This is a genomic window from Melaminivora sp. (genome assembly GCF_032059615.1).
In the GTDB taxonomy this organism is placed as follows: domain Bacteria; phylum Pseudomonadota; class Gammaproteobacteria; order Burkholderiales; family Burkholderiaceae_C; genus Melaminivora.
Window position 1 is genome coordinate 1 of record NZ_DAMCAM010000047.1, and the last position, 23,072, is coordinate 23,072.

20 protein-coding genes and 2 tRNA genes are annotated in these 23,072 nt (G+C 68.6%); 8 read left to right on the top strand and 14 right to left on the bottom strand.

The window, feature by feature from the left end:
- Positions 1–167: 167 nt before the first annotated feature.
- From RT051_RS10860 to RT051_RS10885, 6 genes are all read right to left on the bottom strand, one after another.
- Positions 168–243: transfer RNA gene (locus tag RT051_RS10860), tRNA-Gly, on the bottom strand.
- Positions 244–358: 115 nt separating this feature from the next.
- Entirely contained in the window at positions 359–2,788 is a 2,430-nt protein-coding gene (gene lon, locus RT051_RS10865) for an endopeptidase La (RefSeq protein ID WP_313076376.1), read from the bottom strand.
- Positions 2,789–2,902: 114 nt separating this feature from the next.
- Complete coding sequence (gene clpX / locus RT051_RS10870; protein ID WP_313076378.1) at positions 2,903–4,168, bottom strand: ATP-dependent Clp protease ATP-binding subunit ClpX; 1,266 nt, start codon at positions 4,166–4,168, stop codon at positions 2,903–2,905.
- Between the two features lie 102 nt (positions 4,169–4,270).
- A complete protein-coding gene (gene clpP / locus RT051_RS10875; RefSeq protein WP_313076380.1) occupies positions 4,271–4,879 on the bottom strand; it encodes an ATP-dependent Clp endopeptidase proteolytic subunit ClpP in 609 nt (202 codons plus the stop codon).
- A 123-nt stretch (positions 4,880–5,002) separates the two neighbouring features.
- Positions 5,003–6,313 carry a trigger factor gene (tig, locus tag RT051_RS10880; protein WP_313076382.1) on the bottom strand — a complete coding sequence of 437 codons (1,311 nt, stop codon included), beginning with the start codon at positions 6,311–6,313 and terminating at the stop codon, positions 5,003–5,005.
- An 82-nt stretch (positions 6,314–6,395) separates the two neighbouring features.
- A tRNA-Leu gene (locus RT051_RS10885) sits at positions 6,396–6,483 on the bottom strand.
- A 179-nt stretch (positions 6,484–6,662) separates the two neighbouring features.
- Between RT051_RS10885 and hpnC the strand changes: the two genes are divergently transcribed.
- The 3 genes from hpnC to hpnE all read left to right on the top strand — a co-directional run bounded on the left by hpnC (position 6,663) and on the right by hpnE (position 9,789).
- Positions 6,663–7,532, top strand: coding sequence for a squalene synthase HpnC (hpnC, locus tag RT051_RS10890; RefSeq protein ID WP_313076384.1), 870 nt, complete (start codon positions 6,663–6,665; stop codon positions 7,530–7,532).
- 107 nt (positions 7,533–7,639) lie between these two features.
- On the top strand, positions 7,640–8,479 hold the full coding sequence (gene hpnD, locus RT051_RS10895; protein ID WP_313076386.1) for a presqualene diphosphate synthase HpnD: 840 nt from the start codon (positions 7,640–7,642) through the stop codon (positions 8,477–8,479).
- Positions 8,476–9,789, top strand: coding sequence for a hydroxysqualene dehydroxylase HpnE (gene hpnE / locus RT051_RS10900; RefSeq protein WP_313076388.1), 1,314 nt, complete (start codon positions 8,476–8,478; stop codon positions 9,787–9,789). Before hpnD ends, hpnE begins: the two co-directional genes overlap by 4 nt.
- Before the next feature lie 26 nt (positions 9,790–9,815).
- Here the strand turns inward: hpnE and RT051_RS10905 are convergent, their stop codons facing one another.
- Complete coding sequence (locus RT051_RS10905) at positions 9,816–11,111, bottom strand: YihY family inner membrane protein (RefSeq protein ID WP_313076391.1); 1,296 nt, start codon at positions 11,109–11,111, stop codon at positions 9,816–9,818.
- A 21-nt stretch (positions 11,112–11,132) separates the two neighbouring features.
- On the opposite strand from RT051_RS10905, the gene RT051_RS10910 reads away from it, so the two are divergent.
- The 5 genes from RT051_RS10910 (at position 11,133) to xth (ending at position 15,411) form a co-directional block, all read left to right on the top strand.
- On the top strand, positions 11,133–11,558 hold the full coding sequence (locus tag RT051_RS10910; protein ID WP_313076393.1) for a DUF2069 domain-containing protein: 426 nt from the start codon (positions 11,133–11,135) through the stop codon (positions 11,556–11,558).
- 30 nt (positions 11,559–11,588) lie between these two features.
- On the top strand, positions 11,589–13,013 hold the full coding sequence (locus RT051_RS10915; RefSeq protein WP_313076395.1) for an FAD-binding oxidoreductase: 1,425 nt from the start codon (positions 11,589–11,591) through the stop codon (positions 13,011–13,013).
- Positions 13,014–13,251: 238 nt separating this feature from the next.
- Positions 13,252–14,064 carry a thymidylate synthase gene (locus RT051_RS10920; protein ID WP_313076397.1) on the top strand — a complete coding sequence of 271 codons (813 nt, stop codon included), beginning with the start codon at positions 13,252–13,254 and terminating at the stop codon, positions 14,062–14,064.
- Between the two features lie 13 nt (positions 14,065–14,077).
- Entirely contained in the window at positions 14,078–14,578 is a 501-nt protein-coding gene (locus RT051_RS10925) for a dihydrofolate reductase (protein ID WP_313076399.1), read from the top strand.
- Positions 14,579–14,628: 50 nt separating this feature from the next.
- Positions 14,629–15,411, top strand: a complete 783-nt coding sequence (xth, locus tag RT051_RS10930) for an exodeoxyribonuclease III (RefSeq protein ID WP_313076402.1) — start codon at positions 14,629–14,631, stop codon at positions 15,409–15,411.
- A gap of 105 nt (positions 15,412–15,516) precedes the next feature.
- On the opposite strand, the gene RT051_RS10935 is transcribed toward xth, so the two are convergent.
- The 7 genes from RT051_RS10935 to RT051_RS10965 form a co-directional block, all read right to left on the bottom strand.
- Entirely contained in the window at positions 15,517–16,503 is a 987-nt protein-coding gene (locus RT051_RS10935; RefSeq protein WP_313076404.1) for a PA2169 family four-helix-bundle protein, read from the bottom strand.
- Between the two features lie 183 nt (positions 16,504–16,686).
- A complete protein-coding gene (ntrC, locus tag RT051_RS10940) occupies positions 16,687–18,162 on the bottom strand; it encodes a nitrogen regulation protein NR(I) (protein WP_313076406.1) in 1,476 nt (491 codons plus the stop codon).
- A complete protein-coding gene (gene glnL, locus RT051_RS10945; protein WP_313076408.1) occupies positions 18,159–19,232 on the bottom strand; it encodes a nitrogen regulation protein NR(II) in 1,074 nt (357 codons plus the stop codon). The genes ntrC and glnL overlap by 4 nt, the downstream gene beginning before the upstream one ends.
- Positions 19,233–19,239: 7 nt before the next feature.
- Positions 19,240–19,740, bottom strand: a complete 501-nt coding sequence (locus RT051_RS10950; RefSeq protein WP_313076418.1) for a hypothetical protein — start codon at positions 19,738–19,740, stop codon at positions 19,240–19,242.
- 79 nt (positions 19,741–19,819) lie between these two features.
- Positions 19,820–21,235, bottom strand: coding sequence for a type I glutamate--ammonia ligase (gene glnA / locus RT051_RS10955; protein WP_313076438.1), 1,416 nt, complete (start codon positions 21,233–21,235; stop codon positions 19,820–19,822).
- Between the two features lie 111 nt (positions 21,236–21,346).
- On the bottom strand, positions 21,347–22,192 hold the full coding sequence (locus RT051_RS10960) for a molybdopterin-binding protein (protein ID WP_313076440.1): 846 nt from the start codon (positions 22,190–22,192) through the stop codon (positions 21,347–21,349).
- A 68-nt stretch (positions 22,193–22,260) separates the two neighbouring features.
- Positions 22,261–23,001 carry a 16S rRNA pseudouridine(516) synthase gene (locus tag RT051_RS10965; RefSeq protein ID WP_313076443.1) on the bottom strand — a complete coding sequence of 247 codons (741 nt, stop codon included), beginning with the start codon at positions 22,999–23,001 and terminating at the stop codon, positions 22,261–22,263.
- Positions 23,002–23,072 lie beyond the last annotated feature (71 nt).

Sequence of the window (23,072 nt, forward strand, 5' to 3'; positions counted from 1 at the left end):
GCGGCGGATTTTAAGTCCGCAGTGTCTACCAATTTCACCACCGGGGCGCTGGCCTGCCACTGCAGGCCGGCCTGGAACCAGCGTAACCGCGCGAGCGCCTGTACGCAACGCCGCCCACGGGCCACCGGCCAATAAAAAAGGGAAGCCGAGGCTTCCCTTGCAAAATCTGGAGCGGGAAATCGGTCTCGAACCGACGACCTCAACCTTGGCAAGGTTGCGCTCTACCAACTGAGCTATTCCCGCGTTTACCGAAGCCTTGCATTGTATAACGTTTGGCGTCGATGAAGCGAAGTTTAGCGCATTTTTTGCCCGCCACAGAAAAAATGCGCAATTTCTTCGCCTCTCTCTTTGCTCGCCCTCAGTGGGGCATGACGCCAGGGGCCGCGGCCTGGGGTGCGGCGGGGGCGGGCACGGCCGGCGCCGCGGCAAGCTCCTCGTCGGACAGGGCTGTGGGCTTGCGCTCCAGCGCCACCTCCAGCACCTTGTCGAACCACTTGACGGCGATGATCTCCAGCCCGCTCTTCACGTTGTCCGGAATCTCCTGCAGATCCTTGGCGTTCTCCTCAGGGATCAGCACCGTCTTGATGCCGCCGCGCAGCGCCGCCAGCAGCTTTTCCTTCAGGCCGCCAATGGCCGTAATCTCGCCGCGCAGCGTGATCTCGCCGGTCATCGCCACGTCGGCGCGCACCGGGATGCCGGTGAGTGCCGAGACGATGGCCGTGGCCATGGCCGCGCCCGCGCTGGGCCCGTCCTTGGGGGTGGCGCCGTCGGGCACGTGGATGTGCAGGTCGCGCTTCTCGAACGCCTCGTCCTTGATGCCGAGCGACCGCGCGCGGCTGCGCACCACCGTGCGTGCGGCCTCCACGGATTCCTTCATCACGTCGCCCAGCGAGCCGGTGCGGGTAATGTTGCCCTTGCCCGGCATGGTGGCGACCTCGATGGTCAGCAGGTCGCCGCCCACCTCGGTCCATGCCAGGCCAACCACCTGCCCGACCTGGTTGTCATGTTCGGCGCGGCCGTAGGTGTACTTGCGCACTCCCAGATAGTCGTGCAGGTTTTCGGGCGTGACCTCCACCAGGCCGCCCGCCTGCTTGAGCTGCAGCGCCTTGACCACCTTGCGGCAGATCTTGGACAGTTCGCGCTCGAGCGAGCGCACGCCCGCCTCGCGGGTGTAGTAGCGCACGATGTCGCGCACGGCGGCCTCGGTCACTTCCAGTTCGCCGCCCTGCACGCCGTTGTTCTCCCTCTGCTTGGGCAGCAGGTACTTCAGCGCGATGTTGGTCTTCTCGTCCTCGGTGTAGCCCGACAGGCGGATGACCTCCATGCGGTCCAGCAGCGCCGGCGGGATGTTCATCGAGTTGGACGTGGCCACGAACATCACGTCCGACAGGTCGAAATCGACCTCGACGTAGTGGTCGCCGAACTTGTGGTTCTGCTCCGGGTCCAGCACTTCCAGCAGCGCGCTGGACGGGTCGCCCCGGAAGTCCGTGCCCAGCTTGTCGATTTCGTCGAGCAGGAACAGCGGATTGCGCGTGCCGACCTTGGAGAGGTTCTGCAGCACCTTGCCCGGCATGGCGCCGATGTAGGTGCGGCGGTGTCCCCGGATTTCGGCCTCGTCGCGCATGCCGCCCAGCGCCATGCGTACGTACTTGCGCCCGGTGGCCTTGGCGATCGACTGGCCGAGCGAGGTCTTGCCCACGCCCGGCGGCCCGACCAGGCACAGGATGGGGGCCTTGAGCTTGTCCACACGCTGCTGCACAGCGAGGTATTCGAGGATGCGGTCCTTGACCTTCTCCAGACCGTAATGGTCTTCATTGAGCACTTCCTCGGCCAGCGCCAGGTCGTGGCGCACCTTGGTCTTCTTGCTCCAGGGCAGTCCGACCAACGCGTCGATGTAATTGCGCACCACGGTGGCCTCGGCCGACATGGGCGACATGAGCTTGAGCTTCTTCAGCTCGCCCTCAGCCTTCTTGCGCGCCTCGGCGGGCATCTTGGCGGCCTTGATCTTCTTCTCGATCTCTTCGAGGTCAGCGCCCTCCTCGCCCTCGCCCAGCTCCTTCTGGATGGCCTTGACCTGCTCGTTCAGGTAGAAGTCGCGCTGGTTCTTCTCCATCTGGCGCTTGACGCGCCCGCGGATGCGCTTGTCCACGTTGAGGATGTCCACCTCGCGGTCGAGCTGCTCGAAAAGATTCTCCAGCCGCCCGCGCACGTCGGCCAGGCCCAGCACGGCCTGCTTGTTCTCGAGTTTGAGCGGCAGGTGGGCGGCGATGGTGTCGGCCAGGCGGCCGGCATCGTCGATGCCGCCGATGGAGGCGAGGATTTCCGAGGGAATCTTCTTGTTGAGCTTGACGTACTGGTCGAACTGCTGCATCACCGCGCGGCGCAGCGCCTCGACCTCGCTGGGTTCACCCTCTTCAATAGAGGCTTCGAGCGGCCGCACGGTGGCCGTGAAGAGGGTTTCCTCTTCCTCGACCTGGACGACGGCGGCGCGCTGCTGGCCCTCGACCAGCACCTTCACGGTGCCGTCGGGCAGTTTCAGCATCTGCAGGATGGTGGACACGCAGCCGACCTCGAACAGGTCGGCGACCTGCGGCTCGTCCTTGGCAGCCGTCTTCTGGGCCACCAGCATGATGCGGCGATCGCTCTCCATCGCCTGCTCCAGCGCTTTGATGCTCTTGGCGCGGCCGACGAACAGGGGGATCACCATGTGGGGAAAGACCACCACATCGCGCAGCGGCAACAGCGGCAGCTCGATGGGCGTGTCAGGCAGGGGGGTGTGTTCGGACATGGACAATCCTTGAAAAGCTCCATGGAATATGGTCCATGGGCAGATGATTTCAACCCGGCGCGGCAGGGTGGCCGGGCCAGGTCGTGAAGGCAGTCCTGCCGGTGCGCGGCAGCGTCAGGCCGTCTTGGCGGCCTCGCGGTAGACCAGCAGAGGCGCCTGGTTTTCCTCGATGGTGGACTCGTCCACCACCACCCGCTCGACGTTGGATGTGTGGGGCAGGTCGAACATGGTGCCGATCAGGGCATGCTCGACGATGGAGCGCAGGCCCCGCGCGCCGGTCTTGCGAGCAATCGCCTTGCGGGCGATGGCCTTGAGCGCGCCGGGGCGGATCTCCAGCTCCACGCCCTCCATGGACAACAGCTTGCTGTACTGCTTGACCAGGGCGTTCTTGGGCTCGGTCAGGATCTGCACCAGCGCCTCTTCATCGAGCTCGGCCAGCGCCGCAACCACCGGCATGCGCCCAACCAGCTCGGGGATCAGGCCGAACTTGATCAGGTCTTCGGGCTCGATGTCCTGGAACATCTCGGTGAGTGAGCGCTGCGACTTGCTGCGCACCGCCGCGCCAAAGCCGATGCCCGAACCCTCGGTGCGCGCCTCGATGACCTTCTCCAGGCCGGCGAAGGCGCCGCCGCAGATGAACAGGATGTTGGTGGTGTCGATCTGCAGGAAGTCCTGGTTGGGGTGCTTGCGCCCGCCCTGGGGCGGCACGCTGGCGAGCGTTCCCTCGATGAGCTTCAAAAGTGCCTGCTGCACGCCCTCTCCCGAGACGTCGCGGGTGATGCTGGGGTTGTCGCTCTTCCTGCTGATCTTGTCGATCTCATCGATGTAGACGATGCCGCGCTGGGCGCGCTCGACGTCGTAGTTGCAGCTCTGCAGCAGCTTGCTGATGATGTTTTCCACGTCCTCGCCGACGTAGCCGGCTTCGGTGAGCGTGGTGGCGTCGGCCATGACGAAGGGCACGTCCAGCTGGCGCGCCAGGGTCTGGGCCAGCAGCGTCTTGCCCGAGCCCGTGGGGCCGACCAGCAGGATGTTGCTCTTGGTCAGCTCCACGTCGTCCTTGCCGGCCTTCTCCTTGTGGCGCAGGCGCTTGTAGTGGTTGTAGACGGCCACGGCCAGCGTGCGCTTGGCCTTTTCCTGGCCGATCACGTAGTTGTCGAGGTTGGACTTGATCTCCACCGGCATGGGCAGCTCGCCCCGGCCGTCGCGGGCCGACGGCTCGGCCGGCACCTCGTCGCGGATGATCTCGTTGCACAGGTCAATGCATTCGTCGCAGATGAAAACCGACGGGCCGGCGATCAGCTTCTTCACCTCGTGCTGGCTCTTGCCACAGAACGAGCAGTAAAGGGTTTTTTCGCTGGAGGAGCCTTTTTTCTCGGCCATGGAAGCAATGCCTTATGTATGACAGGGGGGGGTCGTCAGGATGATAACGAAATAAAAACGGCGTTCCCCGCAAGGGAAACGCCGCGCTCGCCCTGCAGGAAATCAGGGGCGCTTGGCGATGACCTGGTCCACGATGCCGTAGTCCTTGGCTTCGTCGGCAGTCATGAAGTAGTCGCGCTCGGTGTCGGTCTTGATCTTCTCCAGCGGCTGGCCGGTGCGCTCGGCCAGGATGCGGTTCATCTGGTCCTTGGTGCGCAGGATGTCGCGCGCATGGATCTCGATGTCGGTCGCCTGGCCGCGCGCGCCGCCCAGCACCTGGTGGATCATGATCTTGGAGTTGGGCAGCGAGAAGCGCTTGCCCTTGGCGCCAGCGGCCAGCAGGAAGGCGCCCATGCTGGCGGCAAAGCCGCAGCACAGGGTGGACACGTCCGGCTTGATGAACTGCATGGTGTCGTAGATGGCCATGCCGGCCGTCACGCTGCCGCCGGGGGAGTTGATGTAGAACGAGATGTCCTTGTCCGGGTTCTCGCTCTCCAGGAACAGCAGCTGCGCCACCACCAGGTTGGCCGTCTGGTCGTTGACTTCGCCGACCAGGAAAATCACCCGCTCCTTGAGCAGGCGCGAATAGATGTCGTAGGACCGCTCGCCGCGGCCCGATTGCTCGATGACCATGGGGACCATGCCCAGGGCCTGGGTGTCGAGTGCGCTCATGTAATCAGTTCTCCAGTTGCAATACGGCGCTGTGGCCAGAAAAGGAAATGGGGCTTGCGCCGCAAAGCACAAGCCCCGACTCACAGGGGCCGCGCTTTGGGGCGCGGCCGGCAGGCCGATCGATCAGGCCTGGCCCATCAGTTCGTCGAAGGACAGGGCCTTCTCGTTGACCTTCGCCTTGCCGAGAATGAAGTCGGTGACGTTGTTCTCGATCACCACGGCCTCGACCTCGCCCAGGCGGTTGCGGTCGCTGAAGTACCAGCGCACCACGTCCTCGGGCTTCTCGTAGCTGGCGGCCAGCTCGTCGATGTGGGCCTTGAGCTGCTCGGGCGTGGCCTGCAGTTCATTGGCGCGCACCAGCTCGGCCACCACCAGGCCCAGGCGCACGCGGCGCTCGGCCTGCGGGCGGAACACGTCGTCGGGAATGTCGGCCTTGTCGGCGTCCTTGATGCCGCGCTGCTTCAGGTCGGCACGGGCCGCATCGCGCAGGCGCTCGATCTCGGTCTGCACGGCGACGCCCGGCAGGTCCAGCTCGGCGGTGGACAGCAGCGCGTCCATGGCGGCCTGCTTGTTGCGCGCCTGCAGGCGGAACTTGACTTCGCGCTCCAGGTTCTTCTTGATGTCCTCGCGCAGGCTCTCGACCGTGCCGCCCTCGATGCCCAGCGAGCGCACGAACTGCTCGCCCACTTCGGGCAGGTGGGCCGCCTCGATGTTCTTCACGGTGACCATGAAGTCAGCCGTCTTGCCCGCCACGTCCTTGCCGTGGTAATCCTCGGGGAAGGCCAGCGGGAAGGTCTTGCTCTCACCGACCTTCATGCCGCGCACGGCGTCCTCGAACTCCTTGAGCATCTGGCCTTCGCCGACCAGGAACTGGAAGTCCTCGGCCTTGCCGCCGGAGAACGGCTCGCCGTCGATCTTGCCCTCGAAGTCCACCGTCACGCGGTCGCCGTCCTCGGCGGCCGAGCCCAGAGCGCGCTGGGCGAAGGTGCGGCGCTGCTTGCGCAGGATATCCACCGTCTTGTCGATGGCAGCGTCGGTCACCTCCGAGGACAGACGCTCGACCTCGACCGCGGACAGATCGCCCAGCTTGACTTCGGGGAAGACCTCGAATACGGCGTCGAACGCCAGCTCGCCCTCGGGCGCGCCGTCCTTTTCGGTGATGCGCGGCTGGCCGGCCACGCGCAGCTGCGCCTCGTTGGCCGCCTGGCTGAAGGCCTGGCCGACCTTGTCGTTGAGCACCTCGTAGTGCACCGAATAGCCATAGCGCTGGCTGACCACGCTCATCGGCACCTTGCCGGGGCGAAAGCCGTCCATCTTCACGGTGCGGGCCAGGCGCTTCAGGCGCGCGTCCACTTCGTTCTGGATCTCGGCGACGGGCAGGCTCAGCGTGATCTTGCGTTCGAGCTTGTCAAGGGTCTCAACATTGATGGCCATGGTGTGTTCGTTTCCTAGTGTCAGGGGTGTGGACGGCGCCGGCGCGCCACCCGGCGCGCCGTGGTCGGCATCCATCTCACGTTGGTGCGCGGGGGGGGACTCGAACCCCCACACCATCAGCTGGCGTCAGGACCTAAACCTGGTGCGTCTACCAATTTCGCCACCCGCGCATCGCTTCATGCACCCGGATGCGCCGCCGCTGTCAGCGCCCGACACCCTGGTGAATCAGGTCAAACGCGAGATTTTAGCTGCAGGCGGAGGGCACCCCGGGCCGGCGGGCCCAAAAGCACATCCCGCGCTGCCATGTCCCCTGGCGGAGACCGGGCCGGCAGACACGACAATCGGCCCCGTGAGACATCCGCCGCCCCCCGCGCCCCAGGCCCCGCCGGTCACGCACTACGAGAACTTTCCCGTGGCGTCGCTGCTGTGCCCGCCGGCGCTGCGCCAGCCCATCGCCGCGCTCTACGCCTTTGCCCGCACGGCCGACGACCTGGCCGACGAGGGCCAGGCCACGCCCGCGCAGCGCCTGGCCGACCTGCAGGCCTACCGCGCCGAGCTGGCTGCCGCTGCCGTCGGCACGCCGCCCGGGCCGCGCTGGGCCGCGGTCTTCACGCCCCTGGCCGCGGTGCTGCGCAGCCACCGGCTGCCGCTGCCGCTGCTGCACGACCTGCTGAGCGCTTTCGAGCAGGACGTGGTCATGACCGCAGACGGCGCCACCTACGCCGATCGGCCAGCACTGCTGCAGTACTGCCGCCTGTCGGCCAATCCCGTGGGGCGGCTGCTGCTGCACCTCTACGACGTCGAGGACGTGCGGTCGCTCGCGCAGAGCGACGCCATCTGCAGCGCGCTGCAGCTCATCAACTTCTGGCAGGACCTGAGCGAAGACCTGCCGCGCGGGCGCCACTACCTGACCGATGCCGACTGCGCCGCCCACGGCGTGTCGCGCGCGCAGCTGGCGCGCCTGCAGCGCACGCCCGCCAGCGAACGGCTGGTGCTGGACTGCGCTGCCTGGGCGCGCGAGCTGATGCTGTCGGGCGCGCCGCTGGCGCGCCGCCTGCCCGGGCGCGCCGGCTGGGAGCTGCGCCTGGTCGTGCAGGGCGGCCTGCGCGTGCTGGACAAGGTGCAGGCCCTGAGCGGCGCCAGCCTGGTGCAGCGGCCGGTGCTCGGCAAGGCCGACTGGCCGGCCGTGCTGGCGCGCGCGCTGTGGATGCGGGGATGACGTTTTTGATAGCACCAGGCCCTTGCGTAGTAAAGACAAAAGACCTTTTTCCTTCAAACGCATGCGCTCGGGCGCGCTGGCGCCAGCATGGGACAATCACGCTCCACATGACCCCCGAACACTACGTCCAGGAGAAGGCCGCCGCCTCCGGCAGCAGCTTCTACTACGCTTTCCTGTTCCTGCCGCGCGACCGGCGCGCCGCCATCACGGCCTTCTACGCGTTCTGCCGCGAGGTCGATGACGTGGTCGACGAGGTCAGCGACCCGGGTGTGGCCGCCTCCAAGCTGGACTGGTGGAGTGGCGAAGTCAAGAAGGCCTTTGCCGGCCAGCCCACCCACCCGGTCACGCAGGCCCTGGCGCCGCACATCGAGCGCTTCGGGCTGCAGGAGCGTTCGCTGCAGGCGGTCATCGAAGGCTGCCGCATGGACCTCACGCAGACGCGCTACCTCGACTTTGCGGGCCTGGCGCAGTACTGCCATCTGGTGGCCGGCGTGGTCGGCGAGGTGGCCGCGCGCATCTTCGGCCAGACCCAGGACGCGACCACGCAGTACGCCCACAAGCTGGGCCTGGCGTTCCAGCTCACCAACATCATCCGCGACGTGGGTGAGGACGCGCTGCGCGGGCGCATCTACCTGCCCATCAGCGAGCTGCAGCAGTTCGACGTCAAGGCGCACGAGATCACGCAGCGCCAGCACTCCGAGCGCTTTGTCGCCCTGATGCGCTTTCAGGCCGCGCGCGCCCAGCAGTACTACGACGAGGCGCTGGCGCTGCTGCCCGCCGCCGACCGGCGCGCGCAAAAGCCCGGCCTGATGATGGCCAGCATCTACCGCACGCTGCTGTCCGAGATCGAGGCCGATGACTTCCAGGTCCTGCACCAGCGCACCAGCCTCACGCCGCTGCGCAAGTTCTGGCTGGCCTGGAAGGTGCAGGCGCTGGGCCTGCTGTGAAGGTGGCCGTCATCGGCGCCGGCTGGGCCGGCGTGGCCGCGGCCGTGCACGCCGCGCAGGCCGGCCATGTGGTGACGCTGCTCGAAGCCGGCCGCACCCTGGGCGGCCGGGCACGCACGCTGCACGCCCCGCTGGCCGACGGGCGCACGGCGGCCCTGGACAACGGCCAGCACATCCTGATCGGCGCCTACGCCGAGTGCCTGCAGCTCATGCGCACCGTGGGGGTGGACCCGCAGGCCGCGCTGCTGCGCCTGCCGCTGGCCCTGGTGCACGCCGATGGCACCGGCCTGCGGCTGCCCGACGCGTCTCCGCCCTGGGACGCCCTGGCCGGCATCGCCCGCGCCCGCGGCTGGAGCGTGGGCGAGCGCCTGGCGCTGCTGGCGCGCGCGGTGCGCTGGCGCCTGGCGGGCTTTCGCTGCGCGCCCACAGCCAGCGTGGCCGACCTGTGTGATGGGCTGCCGCCGCGCCTGGTGCGCGAGTTCATCGAGCCGCTGTGCGTCTCGGCGCTGAACACGCCGCTGCACGAGGCCTGCGGCCAGACCTTCCTGCGCATCCTGCAAGACAGCCTGTTCGCCGGCCGCGGCGGCTCCAATTACCTGCTGCCGCGCACCGACCTGGGCGCGCTGCTGCCCGAGCCCGCGGCCGCCTGGCTGCGCGCGCGCGGCCACCGGGTGCACGAAGGGCGGCGCGTGCGACAGCTGGCGCGCCTGCCCGCGCAGCCCGGCTGGCAGGTGGACGGCGAAGCCTTCGACGCCGTGCTGCTGGCCGCCGGCAGCCACGAGGCCGCGCGGCTGGTGCACGGGGCCGAGGCACCGCCGGCCGAGCGCCCGGCCCTTGCCCACTGGGCCGGCAAGGCAGCGGCGCTGCGCTTTGGCGCCATCGCCACGGTCTATGCCGAGCAGGTGGGCGCACGCGGCGCGCTGCTGCCGCTGCCGCTGCTGCCGCTGCCGCTGCTGGCGCTGCGCTCGGGGCCGGCGCAGTTTGCCTTCGACCGCGGCCAGCTCGGCGGCCCGGCCGGCCTGCTGGCTTTCGTCGTGAGTGCCTTCGAAGGCGAACGCGCGGCGCTGCAGGCCCGGGTGCTGGACCAGGCTGCCCGCGAGCTGCGCCTGCCCGGCCTGCGCGCCGTGCAGACCGTGGTGGAAAGGCGCGCCACTTTTGCCTGCACCCCGGGCCTGGCGCGCCCGCCGCAGGCCATCGCGCCCGGCCTGCTGGCCTGCGCCGACTACGTCGCCGGGCCCTATCCGGCCACGCTCGAAGGCGCCGTGCTGCACGCGGCCAGCGCTGTCAGACTTTTAATGAAAAATCGCTGAAACCCTTGCTGCGCAAGGGCCCATAGCTATTCTTCGCGTAGCAGGCTGACGGGTGGGCGCTGCACGGCCGGAGGGTGCGACAGCACGTCCGCCAGCGTCAGCATCTCCAGCCCCGTGTGGTGCCAGAAGCCCTCCAGCGCCGGCTCGCGCACGAGCAGCAGGCGCTGCACCAGGGGCTGCATGCCGGTCTCGGCGGGCCGGGCCAGCAGCACGTAGCGCGCATCGGCGATGGCGATCGCATCGGCCGCGGTCTCGCTCAGCTGCGCCACCCAGTCCAGGCCGGTGAGCGTCTCCAGCACGGGTTCGAGCTGCAGCACGTCCACGCGCAGCAGGCGCGCGAGCTGGGTGGCCGTGAGGCCATGGGCGCTGCTGCCGCGCGCCGCCTGCAGGTGTGCCAGCACCTCGACGGCCAGCAGGAACTGCCAGCCCTGCCCGCCCACCGGGCGGAACACGCCGGCCAGCAGGCTGGGCAGATAAGCCGCCACCACCGCCCCCAGCAGCACGATGACCCAGGCCACATAGACCCACAGCAGCAGGATGGGCAGCGTGGCGAACGTGCCGTAGAGCACCGAATACGTGGGCACCGAGGCCAGGTAGAACACCAGCACGTTCTTGGCCAGCGAGATGCCCACCGACACGAAGACCCCGCCGGCCCAGGCATGGCGCCAGCGCACATGGGTGTTGGGCACATAGTGGTAGAGCGCGGCCATGCCGCTGGACAACACCAAAAACTCGATGCCGTCGAACAGCAGCCGCGCCGCGCCCGGCAGCGCGCCGCCCAGGCCCTGGGACGCCGCCGCCGCCACCGAAGTGGTCAGCGCCAGGCTGCCCGCCAGCACCAGCGGGCCCAGCGTCAGCACGGCCCAATAGACCAGCACGCGCTGGCCCAACGGGCGCAGATCGCGCACGCGCCAGATGTTGTTGAGCGTGCGGTCGATGGTCTGCATCAGCATCAGCGACGTCAGCGCCAGGAAGGAAAAGCCCGCCACCCCCAGGCTGCTGGCCTTGGTGGCGAACTGCGTGATGTTGTCCAGCACCGAGCGCGAGATGGTCGCCGGGATCAGGCTGTCCATCAGCCAGCGCTCGAGCACGCGCTGCATCTCGCCGAAGGCCGGAAACACCGTGAACACCGCCAGCGCCACGGTGGCAAAGGGCACCAGCGCCAACAGCGTGGTGAAGGTGAGGCTGCTGGCCGTCAGGCCCAGCCGGTCCTCGCGGTAGCGCACGCGCAGCATGTGCACCGTGGTGCGCCACGGGAACTGCGACAGTTGCAGCAGCCACGCCTCCAGGCGCTGCGCGGCAAGCTGTGGGGTCAAGGACATGGCCGATATGATGCCAGCCCCATGCAGACCGCCCCCGCCTCCCCTGCCCTGCCCGGCGCTGCCGTCGTCTCGACTGACGTGGCGGCCACGCGCTGGCTGGCCGTGGTCAGCCTGCTCGGGCTCATCGCGCTCAGCCTGGCCTGGGAGCTGTGGCTGGCGCCGCTGCGCCCGGGCGGCTCGTGGCTGGCGCTCAAGAGCCTGCCGCTCATCGTGCCGCTGGCCGGCCTGCTCAAGCGGCGCATGTACACCTATCGCTGGGTCAGCCTGCTGGTCTGGCTGTATTTCACCGAGGGCGTGGTGCGCGCCTGGAGCGACGCCGCGCCCGGCCGCTTGCTGGCCCTGGCCGAGGTCGGGCTGTGCCTGCTGCTGTTCATTGCCTGCGCGCTGCATGTGCGCCTGCGCCTGCGCGCCGCCCGCCGGGCCATGGCGGGCGCCGCCGCCGGCTGAGTGAATGCTTTCTCGCTGGAACCCCTGCCCATGACCGCTGCCCTGCTCGACTCCCTGCGCCAGACCGTCGGCGCCGCCCACGTCCTGACCGAAGGCGACCTGAGTGCCTGGGAGCAGGACTGGCGCCGCCGCCAGCGCGGCCGCGCCCTGGCCGTGGTGCGCCCGGGCAGCACCGCCGAGGTGGCGGCCGTGGTGCGTGCCTGTGCCGCTGCCGGCACTTCCCTGGTGCCCCAGGGCGGCAACACCGGCCTGTCGGTGGGCAGCTCGCCCGACGCCAGCGGCACCCAGGTGGTGCTGAGCCTGACGCGCCTGAACCGCGTGCGCGCGCTCGACCCGGCCAACCTGACGCTGACGGTGGAGGCTGGCTGCATCCTGCAGACCGTGCAGCAGACGGCGGCCGAGGCCGGCCTGCTATTTCCGCTGTCGCTGGCGGCCGAGGGCAGCTGCACCATCGGCGGCAACCTGGCGACCAATGCCGGCGGCACCCAGGTGGTGCGCTACGGCAACGCGCGCGAACTGTGCCTGGGGCTGGAGGTGGTGACCGCCCGGGGCGAGGTCTGGGACGGCCTGTCGGGCCTGAGGAAGGACAACACCGGCTACGACCTGCGCAACCTGCTGATCGGCAGCGAAGGCACGCTGGGCATCATCACCGCCGCCACGCTCAAGCTGTTTGCCCGCCCGGCGGCGCAGCTCACCGCCTGGGCGGCCGTGCCGTCCATGCAGGCGGCCGTGCAGCTGCTCGCGCTGGCGCACCGCCATCTGGGCGCGGGCCTGACCGGGTTCGAGGTCATGAACCAGTTTTCGCTGTCGCTGGTGGCGCGCCACATGCCGCAGCTGCGCGCGCCCTTTGCCGGCCTGGAAGGCGCGCCCTGGTGCGTGCTGCTGGAGAACAGCGACAACGAGAGCGAGGAACACGCCCGCTCGCGCTTCGAGCACCTGATGGAGCTGGCCTTCGAGGAGGGCTGCGTGCTCGACGCAGTCGTGGCAGGCAGCATCGCCCAGGCGCGCGAGCTGTGGCACGTGCGCGAGAGCATCCCGCTGGCGCAGGCCGAAGAGGGCCTGAACATCAAGCACGACATTTCGGTGGCGGCCTCGCGCATCCCTGACTTCATTGCCCACACCGACGCCGTGCTGGCGCGCGAGGTGCCGGGCGCGCGCCTGGTCACCTTCGGCCACCTGGGCGACGGCAACCTGCACTACAACGTGCAGGCCCCCGAGGGGGGCGACGCCGCGGCCTTCCTGCGCGAGCAGGAGCCGCGCGTGAACCAGCTGGTCTATGACGCGGTGGCCACGCATGGCGGCTCGTTCTCGGCCGAGCATGGCGTGGGCACGCTCAAGACCGCGGAGCTGCAGCGCTACGAGTCGCCCGTGGCGCTGGGCCTGATGCGCGCCATCAAGCAGGCACTGGACCCGCAGGGTCTCCTCAACCCGGGTTGCGTGCTGGAAAATCGATAGCTGCAAGCCCTTGTCCAGCGAGGGCTGCAAGGGTTTTTGACCCTATTTTTGGGCTGTGCGGCCTGGGGCTGTCACCGCTCCCGGGCGTTGCACGGCAAGGCGCGCACCTCCAGCGGCAGGACATGCGCCGGCTGCCCGGGTCGGCGAGAGCAAGGCTGCAGCCCGCAATGCACGCAGTGCGTGGGATACTTGCCCGCCTTGCCCGCACCCAAAGGCGCTGCCTGCGCCGCCTGCCTTCATGACCAGCCGCCCCGTCCGCACCCAGTACGAAGATTTCATGCGCCATGTGTTCGAGCACGGCGCCCCCAAGGGCGACCGCACGGGCACAGGCACCCGCAGCGTGTTCGGCCACCAGATGCGCTTCGACCTGAGCGAGGGCTTTCCGCTTGTCACCACCAAGCGCGTGCACTGGAAGAGCGTGGCGCTGGAGCTGCTGTGGTTTCTGCGCGGCAGCAGCAATGCGCGCTGGCTGCAGGAGCGTGGCGTGAGCATCTGGGACGAGTGGGCGGATGAAAGCGGCGAGCTGGGTCCCATCTATGGCGTGCAGTGGCGCAGCTGGCCCACACCGGGCGGCGGCCACATCGACCAGATCGCCCAGGTCATCGACACCCTGCGCAGCAACCCGGACTCGCGCCGCATCCTGGTGAGCGCCTGGAACGTGGCCGAGCTCGACCAGATGGCGCTGATGCCCTGCCATGCGCTGTTCCAGTTCTATGTGGCGGGCGGGCGGCTGTCATGCCAGCTGTACCAGAGGAGCGCCGACATCTTCCTGGGCGTGCCTTTCAACATCGCCAGTTATGCGCTGCTCACGCACATGGTGGCGCAGCAGTGCGACCTGGAGGTCGGGGATTTCATCTGGGTGGGTGGCGACTGTCACATTTATAGCAACCACTTCGAGCAGGTGCAGACGCAGCTGGCGCGTGCGCCCCACCCCTTCCCCGAGCTGCGCATCCTGCAACGGCCCAAGTCCCTCTTTGACTATGAATTCGAGGACTTCGAGATCGTTGGCTACGAGCACCATCCGGCCATCAAGGCGCCGGTGGCCGTCTGAGAAAGAGGCCTCCATGGACATCGCACTGATCTACGCCGTCTCGGCCAATGGCGTCATCGGCAAGGACGGCGCCCTGCCCTGGCACCTGCCCGAGGACCTGGCGCACTTCAAGGCGCTGACCCTGGGCCAGCCGGTCATCATGGGCCGCAGGACCTGGGACTCGCTGCCGCCGCGCTTTCGCCCACTGCCCGGGCGCGCCAACCTGGTGGTGACGCGCCAGCCCGGCTGGCAGGCGGACGGCGCCCAGCGCGCGGCCAGCCTGCAGGACGCCCTGGGACAGGCCGCGCGCAGCGGCGCGGCCACCGCCTGGGTCATCGGCGGGGCGCAGCTGTTCGACATGGCCCTGCCGCTTGCCACGCGCATCGAGGCGACCGAGATTGCACAGGACTTCGAGGGCGACACCTTCATGCCGCCCCCAGGAGCCGAATGGGTCGAGGCAGAGCGCAGCCACCACGTCGGCGCGCAGGGACTGCCGTTCAGCTTCGTGCGCTACCAGCGTCGTAGCGCGCAATGATTTCGATAGCTGGACACCGTTATGCAGCAAGGGTTTGAGGCTTGAAACACATGCAGATTGCCACCTGGAACGTCAACTCCCTGTCCGTGCGCCTGCCCCAGGTGCTGGAGTGGCTGGCCGCCAACCCCGGGGTCGATGCGCTGGGCCTGCAGGAGCTCAAGCTGGTGGACGAGAAGTTTCCGCACGAGGCCTTTGCCGCCCTGGGTTACCAGGCCGCGGCCTTTGGCCAGAAGACCTACAACGGCGTGGCCATCATCAGCCGCCACCCCCTGCAGGACGTGATGCGCAACGTTCCCGGATTCGGTGACGAGCAGGCGCGCGTCATCGCGGCGACGCTGGCCGCGCCAGGCGGGCCGCTGCGCCTGGTCAACGCCTACTTCGTTAACGGCCAGTCCCCCGGCTCGGACAAGTTCGACTACAAGATGCGCTGGCTGCAGGCGCTGCAGGACTGGCTGCGTGCCGAACTGCAGCAGCATCCGCGCCTGGCGCTGGTGGGTGACTTCAACATTGCCCCGGAGGACCGCGACTCGTTCGACCCGGTCGGGCTGGCCGGCAGCATCCACCACACCGAGGAGGAGCGCGCGCATTTCCGCGCCCTGCTGGACCTGGGCCTCACCGACGCTTTCCGGCTCTTCGAGCAGCAGGAGAAAACCTTCTCCTGGTGGGACTACCGCATGCTGGGCTTCCAGAAAAACCGCGGCCTGCGCATCGACCACATCCTGGTCAGCGGTGCGCTGCGCGGCAGCGTCACGGCCTGCCACATCGACCGAGCGCCGCGCAAGAACAAGCAGCCGAGCGACCACACGCCGGTGGTGGTGACGCTGGCGGCCTGAGCGGCCCGGCTGGCCGGCGCGGCAGCCTCGGGCCCAAAAAAGGCCGGCTCCCCTGCGCCAGCCGGCCTGCATGGTGCTGACGGCGCAGCCATCGTCAGGCGGTGTTCACGACGCAGCGTTGTAGCGGTCGCGCAGCGCCTTGATCTCGTCGTGGTTGCGCTGCACGCCCTGCGCCTGGCGCTCCACCAGGGCCCGCGCACTCGGGGGCAGGTTGGCCTTCAGCGCCTTGCGGTAGCGCGCCAGGGCAGCGTCCTCGCCACGTTCACACTCGTTGAGCACGGCCTGGTCGTCGTTGACCGACAGCGCCGACTTCACCGACACCCAGCCGCGATGCATGGCCCCCGTGACCGACCCGCCCGAGGCCGGCTCACCACCGTGGTTGCGGATTTCATGCTCCAGCTCGGCTGCGGCGCTGGCGCATTCCTGCGCGTGGCGCTCCAGGATGCGCTTGAGCTCGGCGCTGTCGGCATGCTCGGCGGAGGTGCGAAAGCCGTATTCGCCATCGCGGCTGCATTCGAGCAGGTCGTTGAGGACATCCACCACGTCGCCACTGTCCGGCCGGCCTTCCAGGGTGCTGGCGGTGGCGCTCACGGTGCTGGAGGCGGGCATGGTGGTGGCACCCGTCGCCACGTTGCGGCGTGCGCGCTCCCAAGCGGCGCGGGTGGCCGGGCGGGCCTGCTCCCAGGCCAGCGGGCTGGCACCCCGGGAGGAGCCCCAGTCGCGCGACAGATTGGGTTCGACGGCTTCGAAGTCACCGTCATAGCGGCCCGCCGAGTTCCAGCCCAGCTCATAGGCCGGACGGTATTCGTCGTAGTTGCGGCCCGACTCGTAGTAGGGCTCGCGCTGGAAGCTTTCGCGCCAGTAGGCGTCCTCGGCCGTGGGGTTGACCGATTCGGCCGCGGCCTTGCCGGCGAGACCGCCGACCACCGCGCCGGCGATCCCGCCAATGGCCGCGCCAATGGGGCCGCCAAAGGCACCGGCGGCAGCCCCAGCCACGGCGCCACCCGCAGCGCCCACGCCGGTGCCGACAGGGTGGGCTCCGGGCTCGTTGGTCAGCGGGTCGCGGTTGGCATCATCCTTGAAATCCGACATATATCGACTCCGGTTGGTTGGTTGAAGTGCCAGCCATTCTCAAATCCGGGCCGGGGCCGACGGGTCGGCGTGCGGACTGCCTGTGTGTAGGACTGCGCGGAGGAGCACACCGCGCGCAGAAACTCGGTGGTTTACGGGAAAGATAGCTGCAAGTCCAGCACCGGCGCGGGTTTCAGCGGGTTTTCATCCAATATCCTCAGGGTCGAACTGGCTGGGTCCTCCAGCCCCGGATATCAGTCCCAGTTCCTGCAGTTTGCGCGTCAGCGTGTTGCGCCCCAGGCCCAGGCGCTGCGCGGCCTCGGCGCGCCGGCCACCGGTGGCCTGCAGGGCGACGTGAAGCAGCTGCGCTTCGAAACGGCGCGACAGGGTCTGCCATGGCTGGGCACTGCCGGCCTCCAGCAGGCGGCGGGCTTCGTCGGCCAGGGCCGGCTCCCAGCTCGCGCGCGCTGGCGCTTCGGCGCCTGCTGCCATACGCACCTCTGGCGGCAGATCGGCGGGTGTGATGAGCTGCGCCGGCGCCATCACGGTCAGCCAGTGGCAAATGTTCTCCAGCTGCCGCACATTGCCGGGAAAGGGAAAGCGCATGAGCTGCTCCTGCGCCGCGGCGGACAGCCGCTTGGGCGCCACGCCAAGCTGGCGCGTGCCATGCTGCAGGAAGTGCGCAGCCAGGGCCGGCACGTCCTCGCTGCGCTCGCGCAGCGGCGGCAGGCGCAGGCGGATGACGTTGAGGCGATGGTAGAGGTCTTCGCGGAAGGCACCGGCGCGCACGCGCTGCTCCAGGTCCTGGTGCGTGGCGGCGACGATGCGCACGCGCACGCGCACGCTGGCATGGCCGCCCACCCGGTAGAACTGGCCTTCGGCCAGTACGCGCAGCAGGCGCGTCTGCAGGGCCAGCGGCATGTCGCCGATTTCGTCGAGAAACAACGTGCCCCCGTCGGCCTGCTCGAAGTGCCCCTGGCGCCGGGCCTGCGCCCCGGTGAATGCCCCGCGCTCATGACCGAAAAGCTCGCTTTCCAGCAGCTCGGCCGGGATGGCGGCAGTGTTGATGGCAACAAAGGGACCGGCCGCCACTGGCGAGTGCCGGTGCAGCGCACGTGCCACCAGCTCCTTGCCGGTGCCGGTCTCGCCCGTGACCAGCACCGTCGCCGTGCCCTGGCTCAAGCGGCCGATGGCCCGAAACACCTCCTGCATGGCGGGCGCCTGGCCCAGCATCCCGGGCGCTGGTGCAGGCGCCTGGGGCGGCGGGCCGGGCGGGCCGCCCTCCAGGCCCGCGGCCAGGGCACTGCGCACCAGGGCCACGGCCTGCAACACGTCGAAGGGCTTGGCCAGATATTCGAACGCCCCACCCTGGAAGGCCGCCACGGCGCTGTCCAGGTCGGAGAACGCCGTCATGACGATGACGGGCAGGCCGGGCACGAGCGCGCGCACCCGGGCGAGCAGCTCCAGGCCGGAGGCGCCGGGCATGCGGATGTCGGTGACGAGCGCCAGCGGCAATGAATGGGACCGGGGTGCGCTCCCCTCGTGCAGGGCGGCATCCAGGGCGTCGAGCACTTCCTGGGCGCGGCTGAAGCTGCGCGTGGCCAGGCCTTCGCGGGCCAGCGCCCGCTCCAGCACGAAGCGGATGGACGGGTCGTCGTCCGCAATCCACAGCGTCCTCATGGCAGGGGCAGCAGGATGGCAAAGCGCGTGCAGCCGGGGGCGCTGTCGCACTCGATGATGCCGTCGTGGCGCTGCACGAAGGCCTGCGCCAGAGTGAGACCCAGGCCGGTGCCGGCGTCGCGCCCGGTGACCAGGGGCAGGAAGATGCGCTCGCGCAGCTCGGCCGGGATGCCCGGGCCGTTGTCCAGCACTTCCAGCTGCAGCGCCAGGCGGTGCCGCTGGCGCCCCAGCACCGGCTGCCGCGACACACGGGTGCGCAGCGTGATGCGGCCGCCCTGGGCGGGCGATTGCTCGTCCAGCACCTGCGCGGCATTGCGCACGATGTTGAGCAGGGCCTGCACCAGCTGCTCCCGGTCGCCGTGCAGCTCGGGCAGCGAGGTGTCGTAGTCGCGCAGCACTTCCAGGCCCTGCGGATGTTCGGCCAGCACCAGGGCGCGCACGTGTTCGCAGACTTCGTGGATGTTGACCGGCGCCAGCCGCTGGCCGTGCCGGTGAGGTGCGAGCAGGCGGTCCACCAGGGCTTGCAGGCGGTCGGTCTCGCGGACGATGACCTGGGTGTATTCGGCCAGCGCGGGGTCGGCCAGCTCCAGTTCGAGCAGCTGCGCCGAGCCGCGGATGCCGCCCAGCGGGTTCTTGATCTCGTGCGCGAGGTTGCGTACCAGCTCGCGCTGCGCCTCACCCTGTTCGCGCAGGCGCTCGCTGCGGTCCTGGCCGCAAACGGGCCACAGCTCCAGCAGCAACTCGTCGGCGCCCTCCTGCGCCGCGGCCAAGCTGGCATGCACGGCCAGCGCTTCCCCGGCCGGGGTGCGCAGCGCGGCCTGGAACCGCAGCGTGGCGAAGCCGTGGGCACGGGCGCCCTCCAGGGCGGTGCGCAGCACCTGGGGCTCGGACAGCAGGCCGGAGAAATCCGCACCTTCGAGGGTGCGCCGGGACAGGGCGAGGGCTGCCTCCAGGGCGGCATTGGCGAACACGATGCGGCCATCGCCACGCAGCACCGCCACCAGGGTGCCGAGCCAGTCCAGCGGGTGGTAGCGCCCGGCCGCAGGGCCCTGGGCCGGTGCGGCCGGCATGGCAGCGTCAGCGGCCCAACCGGGCCAGCTCCCGCTTGATGCCGGCCACGTCGGCCTCGGCACGGGCCACTGCCGCCTTGAGCTCGGCCGTGCGCTCCAGGTAGACCTGCGGGTTGCGCAGCTCCAGCGCGGTGCGCTGGGGCATGCCGTTGTTGAACTCGGCGCGCAGGTCGGCCAGCCGGGCTTCGGCCTTGCGCAGCTCGTCGTCCAGAATGGCGCGGGCATCGGCGTCGCGTGCGCGCTGATCGGCTGCGTCCACGCGCGGGCCAGCAGGCGCCGGCAGGGCGCCCGCCCGGGCAACCGGCGCGGCGACCGCAGGCGCCGCAGCCCCCGGTGGCCGCCCCTGGACGACGGTGACGTTTCCGCCCTCCACCAGCCGGCAGCCGCGCTCGCGCGCCTGGACCGCGTTGTTGGTGTATTCGTTGCCACAGCGGTAGATGCGGTCCTGGGCCTGGGCGGCCAGCACCGCACAGGCCAGGGCCAGGACGATCAGGGTCTTGCGTTGCATGTGGGTCCTCGGCGCAGCAGCGCCAAGCATCGCCAGCGTCCGGGGCGGCCCGGTGGCGGCCCTCCTTCGCACGGCGCGCTCAGAGCGAGTAGTACATGTCGTACTCGACCGGGTGCGGCGCCATGCGGTAACGCTGCACTTCGGCCATCTTGACGTCGATATAGGCATCGAGCATGCCATCGGAGAACACGCCGCCCTTGGTCAGGAAGCCGCGGTCCTGGTCCAGCGCCTCCAGAGCCTGATCCAGGCTGTGGCACACGGTGGGCACCAGGCGGTCTTCCTCGGGCGGCAGGTGGTACAGGTCCTTGGTGGCGGCTTCGCCCGGGTGGATGCGGTTTTCCACACCGTCCAGGCCGGCCATCATCAACGCGGAGAAGCACAGGTAGGGGTTGGCCAGCGGGTCGGGGAAACGCGCTTCCACACGCCGGCCCTTGGGGTTGGCGACATAAGGGATGCGGATGGACGCCGAGCGGTTGCGCGAGCTGTAGGCGAGCTTGACCGGCGCCTCGAAGCCGGGCACCAGGCGCTTGTAGCTGTTGGTGCCCGGGTTGGTGATGGCGTTGAGCGCGCGGGCGTGGTGGATGATGCCGCCGATGTAGTAGAGGGCGAAATCGGACAGGCCGGCATAGCCGTCGCCGGCGAACAGGTTCTTGCCGTCCCTCCAGATCGACTGGTGCACATGCATGCCCGAGCCGTTGTCGCCAGCGTAGGGCTTGGGCATGAAGGTCGCCGTCTTGCCGTAGGCGTTGGCCACGTTCCAGATGACGTACTTCATGGTCTGCGTCCAGTCGGCGCGCTCGACCAGGGTGGAAAAGCGCGTGCCGATCTCGTTCTGGCCAGCGCCGGCGACCTCGTGGTGGAAGACCTCGACCGGGATGCCGAGCTGCTCCAGGATCAGGGTCATCTCGGCGCGCATGTCATGCGTGCTGTCCACCGGCGGCACGGGAAAGTAGCCGCCCTTGGTCGTGGGGCGGTGGCCGCGGTTGCCGCCTTCCAGGCGCGTGCCGCTGTTCCAGGGCGCCTCGTACTCGTCGATTTCGTAGAAGGTGCGGCCCGGCTCGTTGCTCCAGCGCACGCCATCGAACAGGAAGAATTCGGGCTCGGGGCCAAAATAGGCCGTGTCGCCCAGCCCCGAGGCCTTCAGGTAGGCCTCGGCGCGCTTGGCAATCGAGCGCGGGTCGCGGTCGTAGGCCTTGCCGTCGCCCGGCTCGACCACGTCGCATTGCATGAACAGCGTGGTCTCCTCGAAAAAGGGGTCAATGTTGGCGGTCGCGGGGTCGGGCATGAGCTGCATGTCCGAGGCCTCGATGCCCTTCCAGCCGGGCATGGAGGAGCCGTCGAAGGCGTGGCCCTCGGTGAATTTGTCCTCGTCGAAATGCGAGACGGGCACCGTGACGTGCTGCTCTTTGCCCCGGGTATCGGTGAAACGGAAGTCGACGAAACGGACTTCGTTCTCCTCCACCATGTTCATCACGTCAGCAACAGTCTTCGCCATCAGGTTCTCCGGAATTGAAAGTGCTCATGCACGATGAGCGGTAAAAGCATATAGCGTGCCAGCAGGTGGCGCCATGTCGGCAGCTCCTGTAGCCGGCAATTGGCGGTCGGATCACCGTTCACGCACCAGTTCGGGGCCTAACACCGCACCAGCCTGGTGCAGGGCGGTGTGCAGCTGCCGCCATGCGGGTGGCACCAGCGCCGCCGGACCCTTGACGCCCAGTTCCACATGCTGGCCATGCACAGGGTGGTCCACGCTCGGCAGGCTGAAAACGCGAACGCCAGGATGATCGGCTTCGATGCGCTCCATCAGCGGGGTCAGCGCCGACTCCATGGCGCCATGCAGCACGATCGAATGCTCGAGCTGGGGAGAGCGATTGAACCACTGGTTGCAGGTATTTTCCAGCACCCACTCCACCATCGGCCAAGCCATAACTGGAAAGCCGGGCGTGAAATGCACCACCCCGCCCCCTGGTCCGTCGCACGAAAAACCGGGGATCCGGTTGTAGGGATTGGGGATGATGCGCGCGCCCCGGGGCAGCATGCCCATCTGCAGGCGCTGCTGGTTGTCGGCACGGTCCGGCTCGAAAGGTTCGCCTCGCTGACTGGCGATCTCCTGCATGCGCTCACGGATAAGCGCCTGCGCCTCTGCGTGCGCCACCAGAGGCACGCCCAGCGCAGCAGCGGCACTCTGCCGGGTGTGGTCGTCGGGAGTGGCGCCTATCCCGCCACAGCACAACACCACGTCCGCCGAGGCAAAAGCGCGTTGAAGCGCTTTTGTGAGACGCGGCCGGTCATCGCCCAGGAAATGCGCCCAGCCCAGCTCCAGCCCCCGGGCTGCCAGAAGTTCGATGACCTTGGGCAGATGTTTGTCAGCGCGCTTGCCCGTCAAGATCTCGTCGCCGACGACGAAGAGACCGAGCACTGGCGCAGCGACGCTGGAAGAGCTGGAAGTCATGGATGGAACCCGGGAATGCAAAAAATGGCGGCAAGCATAGCGCTCTGCACCAGCGCCTGTCTGGTCCCTCAGGCGGAAAGCAGCGCCAGTTCGGCTTCGTTCAGCCAGCGCCACTGCCCGGCGAGCAGGTCATCAGGCAGCACCAGCCGTCCGACCTGGGAGCGGTGCAGCGCCTCGACCCGGTTGCCTGCCGCGGCGACCATGCGCTTGACCTGGTGATATTTACCCTGGGTCAGCGTGAGATCCATCCGGCATTCGTCCGTACGCTCGCAGGCAGCGGCCTGCACCGGCCGCGGATCATCGTTCAGGGTGACGCCTGCGAGCAGGCGATCCATTTGCTCCTGCGTCACTGGGTGGCGGGTGGTCACCTGGTACACCTTGGAAATGCGCTTCTTGGGCGATGCCATGCGATGGAGGAACTGGCCGTCGTCGCTGAGCAGCAGCAGGCCGCTGGTGTCCTGGTCGAGCCGGCCACAGGCCTGCACACCGTCGGTCGCATTCCTGCCCGGCCGCTGCCGCAAAGGGGCGGGCAGCAGCGTGTAGACACTGGGGTAGGCCGATGGCTTCTGCGAGCATTCGAAACCGACAGGCTTGTGCAGCACCACATAAGCCTTGGACTGGTAATGCCAGTCCATGCCCTGCACATTGAAGAGGAGGCCTTCCTCGCGAACACTCTGCAGAGGATCGGTGCACAGCTGCATTTCTTTCGAACCAGATTCCTGGATGGCCACCAGTCCATGCTGGACCAGTCCGGCGCAGACCCGCCTCGTGCCGAAACCCTGGGAATAGAGAATATCCTGAAGCTGCATGAATGAGCACTCCTCCAACGCCAACGCCCCTGCATCTTTCGATGGCAGGGGCGTTGTATGCTGCTGGGCTT

Excerpts from the sequence above, each read along its gene's own strand:
- xth (WP_313076402.1), top strand. The coding sequence starts at position 14,629 with ATGCAGATTGCCACCTGGAACGTCAACTCCCTGTCCGTGCGCCTGCCC.
- RT051_RS10915 (WP_313076395.1), top strand. The coding sequence starts at position 11,589 with ATGACCGCTGCCCTGCTCGACTCCCTGCGCCAGACCGTCGGCGCCGCC.
- RT051_RS10920 (WP_313076397.1), top strand. The coding sequence starts at position 13,252 with ATGACCAGCCGCCCCGTCCGCACCCAGTACGAAGATTTCATGCGCCAT.
- RT051_RS10910 (WP_313076393.1), top strand. The coding sequence starts at position 11,133 with ATGCAGACCGCCCCCGCCTCCCCTGCCCTGCCCGGCGCTGCCGTCGTC.
- glnA (WP_313076438.1), bottom strand. The coding sequence starts at position 21,235 with ATGGCGAAGACTGTTGCTGACGTGATGAACATGGTGGAGGAGAACGAA.
- RT051_RS10965 (WP_313076443.1), bottom strand. The coding sequence starts at position 23,001 with ATGCAGCTTCAGGATATTCTCTATTCCCAGGGTTTCGGCACGAGGCGG.
- RT051_RS10960 (WP_313076440.1), bottom strand. The coding sequence starts at position 22,192 with ATGACTTCCAGCTCTTCCAGCGTCGCTGCGCCAGTGCTCGGTCTCTTC.
- clpX (WP_313076378.1), bottom strand. The coding sequence starts at position 4,168 with ATGGCCGAGAAAAAAGGCTCCTCCAGCGAAAAAACCCTTTACTGCTCG.
- RT051_RS10935 (WP_313076404.1), bottom strand. The coding sequence starts at position 16,503 with ATGTCGGATTTCAAGGATGATGCCAACCGCGACCCGCTGACCAACGAG.
- clpP (WP_313076380.1), bottom strand. The coding sequence starts at position 4,879 with ATGAGCGCACTCGACACCCAGGCCCTGGGCATGGTCCCCATGGTCATC.
- RT051_RS10925 (WP_313076399.1), top strand. The coding sequence starts at position 14,078 with ATGGACATCGCACTGATCTACGCCGTCTCGGCCAATGGCGTCATCGGC.
- RT051_RS10905 (WP_313076391.1), bottom strand. The coding sequence starts at position 11,111 with ATGTCCTTGACCCCACAGCTTGCCGCGCAGCGCCTGGAGGCGTGGCTG.
- hpnD (WP_313076386.1), top strand. The coding sequence starts at position 7,640 with ATGACCCCCGAACACTACGTCCAGGAGAAGGCCGCCGCCTCCGGCAGC.
- tig (WP_313076382.1), bottom strand. The coding sequence starts at position 6,313 with ATGGCCATCAATGTTGAGACCCTTGACAAGCTCGAACGCAAGATCACG.
- glnL (WP_313076408.1), bottom strand. The coding sequence starts at position 19,232 with ATGCCGGCCGCACCGGCCCAGGGCCCTGCGGCCGGGCGCTACCACCCG.
- lon (WP_313076376.1), bottom strand. The coding sequence starts at position 2,788 with ATGTCCGAACACACCCCCCTGCCTGACACGCCCATCGAGCTGCCGCTG.
- ntrC (WP_313076406.1), bottom strand. The coding sequence starts at position 18,162 with ATGAGGACGCTGTGGATTGCGGACGACGACCCGTCCATCCGCTTCGTG.
- RT051_RS10950 (WP_313076418.1), bottom strand. The coding sequence starts at position 19,740 with ATGCAACGCAAGACCCTGATCGTCCTGGCCCTGGCCTGTGCGGTGCTG.